This window comes from Mailhella massiliensis, assembly GCF_020741395.1.
GTDB classification, from domain to species: Bacteria; Desulfobacterota; Desulfovibrionia; order Desulfovibrionales; family Desulfovibrionaceae; genus Mailhella; species Mailhella massiliensis_A.
In genome coordinates this window covers 1-6507 of sequence record NZ_DYZA01000038.1, presented here as the reverse complement: position 1 = coordinate 6507, position 6507 = coordinate 1, and the positions used below count along the sequence as shown (strand labels likewise).

Sequence of the window (6507 nt, the reverse complement as noted above, 5' to 3'; positions counted from 1 at the left end):
CATGAGCTTCTGAGCGTTGACCGTATTTCGATGCGGCAGCTCCTGAAGGTATTGTACGAGTGATTGACAGTACCTGTTCAGAACGGTGTGAACGAGCTGGTTGCGGGAGACTCCCCGGCTGTTTGCAAGTTCTTCAAAAATACTCTTGGATTCCATGCTGATGCCGTAACTTTTTCTCAGGCATGTTTCCGTGATGGGGAGCAGCGGACCGGCATTGTCCGGCGTCAGGATCTGGTGGGCTTCTGCGGCAAGGTTGTCAAGGATACTGCGGATGCTCAGGGAGAAGGATTGGGACAGCGTTTCAAGTCGGGCATAGTCGGATTCTGGAAGAGCAAAGGTCGTTTTGGTTCTGCCTTCGGCTCTGGAACGGGTACGGAACTGCGACATGGCTTTTCTCCTTGTCTGTTTTGCCTGCAATTATATCATAACACAGGGAAAAAACACGGATGGGGGTGAAAATTTTTGTGGATTCAGGCCCGAACCGATTTGAATATCTTGCAAAAAAATTTTTATTCCGCTGTATTTCCTGAAGAATTCATCATGAGAGCGCATCATGCCCGGGTAATGCCTTCAGTTTGACGGCATACGATGAGCCAGAGGGCTCCCATCCAGTGGGCGGGCGCCCGGGTAATGCCTTCAGTTTGACGGCATACGATGAGGCCATGAGGCGTGATTCCGTCGGCAACCGGCATGGAAAGACTGTTCGGGGGGAATTTTGCGGAAGAATGTCCTGCATGGAACACGGAGAAGGGGCGAGGAGAGTGGAAATCCGCGATATGTGAAAAGTCGTCCCCGAAGGTTTGAACCGGATCATGTGACAGGGCAGGGATTTTTTCGGCAGCAGGGAGAGAATTGCCATGCCGGCTTTTCTGAAAAAACGCCGGAGAGAATAAAGACGGGCAGATTTCCGATGCCGCTCCGCGCAGAGCCTGCTTTTTGCCTTTGCTGTATTGCGGAACGTCCGCAGGGGATGTGGCCCTGGTGCGGATGGAGCATAAAACGGAAGAAGCATGCCTTTCTGCCGGGATTCGGCTTCTGGTGGCTTCCTGTACGGTGCGATTCCGTGGGGACACGGAGGCGGGGTATTCTCCGTATGCCCGGGCACGGAGTGGAGTTATAGGGCCGTTCCTCTGGTCGGAATGCGGAATGAGGTCGTATCCACGCCTTCAAGTTCCAGAAGACGGATTTTCTTCTCCAGGCCTCCGGCATAGCCGGTAAGGCTTCCGTCGCTCCCCACGACGCGATGGCAGGGAATAATGATGGATATGGGGTTGTGTCCCACCGCGCCGCCTACGGCCTGGGCGGACATGGTTTTCCGGTTCAGCAGCATGGCCGCGCGTTCGGCGAGCCGGCCGTAGGTGGTCACCTCCCCGAAAGGGATGCGGCACAGTTCCTTCCAGATAAGCTGCCGGAAGGCGCTGCCCGAAGGGGCGAGCGGCAGTTCTTCCGGGGAGGGATTCTCCCCGGCAAAGTATCTGTCGAGCCAGGTGCGGGCCTGTGTCAGTACGGCGCTCCCCGGATCAGGGAGAAGCGGTTCGCGCAGGGTGCTTTGAAAATATTTCTGACCGTCCAGCCACAGCCCTGTGAGACGCTGTTCGTCCCCGGTCAGTGTCAGCGGTCCTACAGGGGAGAGATACCGGATGAAGTACATGCAGGCTCCTTTGGCAGAGCGCCATTGTGGCATATTCCTGAAGCGACTTCCAGCGGGTGGAGAGGGACGGAAGGCACTTTCGGGCTGATTTCTGCTTGCGGCTTTCTGGTCGTCGACGCCCTTCTTCCCGGAATCCTGTCGATTTCCCATACCTGGATTGAGTGTGTTCGTCCGTCAGTATGATTGTTATTTACAATAATGTAATATATAAAACAAAAAAATATCATTTTAGCGGTGTGTTTTTCAAAAATGTCATTTTTCTTGACATTTCGGACTAATTTCGTATCTTTCTGAAAAAGCCAACGACAACTTCATCATGGAGTATTTTTTCATGTCCAAGATCAGAATCGGTATTGTGGGCTACGGCAACCTCGGCCGCGGCGTTGAACTGGCCGTTGCGGCCAATCCCGATCAGGAACTGGTGGCGGTGTTTTCCCGCCGCGATCCTTCTACTGTCAAGATTCTTACCGAAGGCGTTCCGGTCTGCCGCCTCGCCGACGTGGCGGAATGGAAGGATCGCATCGACGTCATGATTCTCTGCGGCGGCAGCGCGACCGACCTGCCCAAGCAGACTCCCGAACTGGCGGCCCTGTTCAATGTGGTGGACAGCTTTGATACCCATGCCAATATTCCTGCCCATTTCGCCGAGGTGGACAAGGCCGCTCAGAAGGCCGGCACCGTGGGCATCATTTCCGTGGGCTGGGATCCCGGCATGTTCTCCCTGAACCGTCTGTATGCCAACTGCATCCTGCCCAACGGGCATGACTATACCTTCTGGGGGCGCGGTGTGAGCCAGGGCCATTCCGACGCCATACGCCGCGTGAAGGGCGTCCTGGATGCGCGCCAGTATACCGTGCCGGTGCCCGCCGCCATGGAAGCCGTACGCAGCGGCAGCAATCCTGAGCTCACTACCCGTCAGAAGCATACCCGCGAATGTTTCGTAGTAGCCGCCGAAGGTGCGGATAAGGCCGCCATTGAGCATGAAATCAAGACGATGCCCAATTATTTCGACGAGTACGACACTACGGTGACCTTTATTTCCCAGGAAGAGCTGGATCGCGATCACAAGGGTATTCCGCACGGCGGTTTCGTCATCCGTACCGGCAATACCGGAAAGAACGGAGAAACAAGTCATATCATTGAATATTCCCTGAAGCTTGGTTCCAACCCCGAGTTTACCTCCAGCGTGCTGGCGGCCTATGCCCGCGCCGCGTACCGTCTGGCTCAGAAGGGTGAAACGGGTGCGAAGACCGTGTTCGACATCGCTCCTGCGCTGCTTTCTCCTCGTGATGCGGCCGACCTGCGCGCCCATCTGCTCTGATAGCGCGTTTCATTATTCGTAAAAAAACGCCCGCTGCGGTTCGGCAGCGGGCGTTTTTTTGCGGGCGGCATGTCCCTTCCGGCCTGTGCGGGGCTGCGGAATCATGCGTTGCCGGAGTATTCAGGCCGTTTTCACGGCCGGGCATCAGTTCAGGCCGAAGAATGTTTCGGCGTTCTTGTACATAATGTTTTCCACCACTTCAGGGCGCAGCTTTTCAAGGTACATGGCTACGGAGCTTTCCACGTCTACACAGGGATAGGCCGAGCCGTAAAGGATCTTGTCGCGCAGCATGTAGTTCGCGGCTTCGATGTATGACTGCGCCCCGGCGGAGTGCAGTGCGTAGATATCGGGAGAAAGGTAGATATTAGGGTGGCGGAAGGCCAGCCATACCGACGCTTCCACCCAGGGCCAGCAGGCATGGCAGAGGGCGATTTTCAGCCGGGGGAAGGCCGAGGCTACGTTGCCCGCGTGGATGGGCTTGCAGAATTCATCCGTGGGGCCGTGGAAGCCTCCGAAGGAAATAAGCAGCGGGATGTTGAGTTTTTCACAGAACTCATAGGTTGGGAAAAGCACTTCGTCGTCGATCATGACGCCGTGAAAACCCGGCTCCATGAAGGCCGTGATACAGGGGCCGTCCAGCACATAATTCTGCAGGGTGGCCATGGTTTCGGCGCTGCTGTCGGGATGTATGCCGCAGGCTCCCAGAAAGCGGCCGGGATATGCTTCAAGCAGCTTGAGGAGTTCTTCGTTTTCATAGCCCCGGGCGTTTTTGCGGATGGAAACCACACCCGTCATCTCTCCGGCCCTGTCCATTTCCTCGAGCAGTTTTTCCATGGAGGCTTCACGCATGGAATCGGAGAGGTTCATGCCGAAATTCTTGTAGAATTTATTGATGGCGAAAGGGTTGTCGGCTTCCATGTCGAACATGTTGCCCTTGCCCAGATAGGGAGGGAACGGAGGGCGCAGACGCACGTCGATGATTTTCATCAGAGGCTCCTTATGAGAAGGGTTGGGAAGATGAGGCGAGGGAAGACGCCCGCAATGCAGGGAACCTGGCGCGGGCGCCTTTCGGCGGAGGATCAGATAAGGCCGGTCACATACCAGAACGGCAGCACCAGCACCCAGAACAGGATAAGGGTGATGACCATTTTGATGATGTTGTATTTCATGAAATCCTTCATGGACATGACGCCGAAGCCGAACAGTACCAGCAGGTAGGCATTTTCGTAGGGGAAGAACACCATGTCGTTGGCGAAGAACATGGCCATGAAGGGAAGCAGCGGATAGGAGATGCCCAGACCTGTGGCCAGTGCTGCCAGCGGGCCGGGGAACATCCCCTGCATGGCGGAAGGCGTCATGAGAATATTCATGATGATGCCGAAGATGATGCACAGGAACAGGAACACGGGAATGGGGCAACCGGTGAGCATGGGGGAGATGTACTTGCTGATGGCCGGGCCTATGCCCACTGCCGCGCCTATGCCGCCGATGCTCATGCACGAGGCGATGAACACGATGAACCCGAAGTTCACGGTATCGAGCGACTTTTTCTTGGTGGCTACCTCGATGCCGGGCAGGAAGAACAGCATGGGGATGATGATGAAGCCGTAGTTCATGTCCAGCTTGTGCCAGGGCTGACCTATGATATAGGCGAAGAGCAGGATGGTCAGAACAATGGCTTTCTTTTCCTTTACCGTCAGCTTGCCGAGCCTTGCGTATTCCGTTTCGAAGTACTGGGCTCCGCCCTTGAGAAAGGGAGAGGGTTTATAGAGTTTGTAGAAGATGTAGACGACGATGAACTGGATGACGATGAAGGGCAGGTTGTAGGCGGTGAGTGTCCACCAGCTCATGGTAAAGTCTTTGACCACCATCTGCACGCCGCCGCCCCACATGCCTACGGTGACGGGGCTGTAGATGAAGTTCAAAGCGGCGGTAGACACGATCTGGGATACGATCATGATGAGAATGCCCTCGCTGGTATGTTCCAGCTTCAGGGCCTTGACCACGCCGTAGCAGAGAACGATGGTCACCATCCAGCCGTTGGTGAAGGATACCAGCATGACGAGAAGCCCGGCCACCATGAGGGCCATGAGCAGCTTGAGAAGGCTCCCCCGGCACTTGGTGCCTGCCCAGAGGACGATGCGGTTCAGCAGGCCGCTTTCATCGAGGGCGTTGGCGAAGATCATGCCGCCCACGATCATGAAGATCATGAAGTTGCCCGACCAGATGCCCAGCGCGGTCTGCGTAGGCACGGTGCCGGTGATGACGTAGGCCACGGGCAGCAGCAGCCCTACCAGCATGTTGGGCAGAAGTTCAAATGCGGCCAGCAGAATGACGAAGATGGTGGATACCAGGAATTCCCTCATGGGTGCAGGGAAGGATTCCGTGGCCGGAATGCACTGTATGCTGAGGGGCAGCAGAATGGTGACGAGCCATTTCAGCCTGGTAAAGATGGCGGTATTCATAAGGCAGATACCTCGCACGGCATTACAGCCCCAGAAAACGAGCCGCGTTTTCACCCATGACAAGAGGACGGACCTCTTCACGCAGCTGGCTGAGGTATCCTTCCTTCGCGCCATTGAGAGGCATGATGGGGTAGGCGGAGGAGAATATGACGCGTTCGCGCAGCAGATAGTTGGCCGCCATGGCGTAGTCCGACATGCCGGGAGAACGGAGCATGTAGAAATCCGGGGCGAGATAGACGTTGCGGCGATTCAGGGCTATCTGGCACACTTCCGTCACATAGGGCCAGCCGCCGTGCATGAGGGCGATGTTCAGGCGGGGAAAGGCGGCGGCTACGTCGTCGATGAGTTCCGGGGCGTAGTAGCGCAGGGAGCGCGTCATGATGCCGCCGAAGGTGAAGACCAGGGGAATGCGATGTTCCTGGCAGTAGTCGTAAAGGGGGAATGCCCAGGCGGAGTTGACAAACCAGGGCGTCTTGTCCTGGCCAGGTTCCATGACGATGCCGGTACAGCTGCCGTTCACCACGAAGCATTCCGTTTCGGCAATGGCGGCGTTGATGTCGTGTCCGTCAACGCCGGCGAGCCCGACGATACGGTCGGGATAGCGGGCAATGAGTTCCTCTAGGTCTTCGTTGCGTCCGTCCGTGGCCTTTCTTACAGGAACGACCATTTTGTCGATGCCCGCTTCATCGGCCTCCTGCATGAGCATGGGCATGGAATACTGAAGTGCGGAAGGGGAAACGGGCGCATCCACACGCAGCATGCTTTCGCTGTTCAGATGCTCGAGGCAGGCGGGAGTGAAAAAACTGTCCTTATAGGCTGCGAACGGGGCGCGTACTCTGAAGTCTATGACCATGGAAATCTCCTTTGTCATGGGAGTTGAGGAAGGGTAAAGGAAAGGAGGCGTTTATTATGCCGGCAACTGCTTTCTGCCGACACATGGTCGGAACCATGTGAGCGGCAGAAAGCGGAGGAGGGTATCAGAGCCCCACAAAGGCCATGACTAGGGGCAGTCCCAGACCGAGCATGCAGATGACAGCCATGACACAGCCGCAGATACCGGCCCTGAATGC

At 56.4% G+C, this 6507-nt stretch carries 6 protein-coding genes; 1 reads left to right on the top strand and 5 read right to left on the bottom strand.

The annotated features are described in order from the left end of the window. Together K8W16_RS02110 and K8W16_RS02105 are read right to left on the bottom strand one after the other, a co-directional pair. Positions 1–387 (bottom strand): hypothetical protein (locus K8W16_RS02110; protein ID WP_304120738.1); only part of this gene is annotated, 387 nt, incomplete at its 3' end. A gap of 727 nt (positions 388–1114) precedes the next feature. Then, entirely contained in the window at positions 1115–1651 is a 537-nt protein-coding gene (locus K8W16_RS02105; RefSeq protein ID WP_304120736.1) for a methylated-DNA--[protein]-cysteine S-methyltransferase, read from the bottom strand. 331 nt (positions 1652–1982) lie between these two features. On the opposite strand from K8W16_RS02105, the gene K8W16_RS02100 reads away from it, so the two are divergent. After that, a complete protein-coding gene (locus tag K8W16_RS02100) occupies positions 1983–2972 on the top strand; it encodes a diaminopimelate dehydrogenase (RefSeq protein WP_304120734.1) in 990 nt (329 codons plus the stop codon). A 144-nt stretch (positions 2973–3116) separates the two neighbouring features. On the opposite strand, the gene K8W16_RS02095 is transcribed toward K8W16_RS02100, so the two are convergent. The 3 genes from K8W16_RS02095 to K8W16_RS02085 form a co-directional block, all read right to left on the bottom strand. Continuing rightward, a complete protein-coding gene (locus K8W16_RS02095) occupies positions 3117–3959 on the bottom strand; it encodes an amidohydrolase family protein (RefSeq protein ID WP_304120732.1) in 843 nt (280 codons plus the stop codon). Positions 3960–4051: 92 nt separating this feature from the next. Then, positions 4052–5437: an SLC13 family permease gene (locus K8W16_RS02090; protein ID WP_304120730.1), complete on the bottom strand. Its 1386-nt coding sequence runs from the start codon at positions 5435–5437 to the stop codon at positions 4052–4054. Positions 5438–5459: 22 nt separating this feature from the next. Further along, entirely contained in the window at positions 5460–6290 is an 831-nt protein-coding gene (locus tag K8W16_RS02085; protein ID WP_304120728.1) for an amidohydrolase family protein, read from the bottom strand. Positions 6291–6507: the final 217 nt, after the last annotated feature.

Coding starts and splice junctions, on each gene's coding strand:
- K8W16_RS02100 (WP_304120734.1), top strand. CDS start 1,983: ATGTCCAAGATCAGAATCGGTATTGTGGGCTACGGCAACCTCGGCCGC.
- K8W16_RS02095 (WP_304120732.1), bottom strand. CDS start 3,959: ATGAAAATCATCGACGTGCGTCTGCGCCCTCCGTTCCCTCCCTATCTG.
- K8W16_RS02105 (WP_304120736.1), bottom strand. CDS start 1,651: ATGTACTTCATCCGGTATCTCTCCCCTGTAGGACCGCTGACACTGACC.
- K8W16_RS02085 (WP_304120728.1), bottom strand. CDS start 6,290: ATGGTCATAGACTTCAGAGTACGCGCCCCGTTCGCAGCCTATAAGGAC.
- K8W16_RS02090 (WP_304120730.1), bottom strand. CDS start 5,437: ATGAATACCGCCATCTTTACCAGGCTGAAATGGCTCGTCACCATTCTG.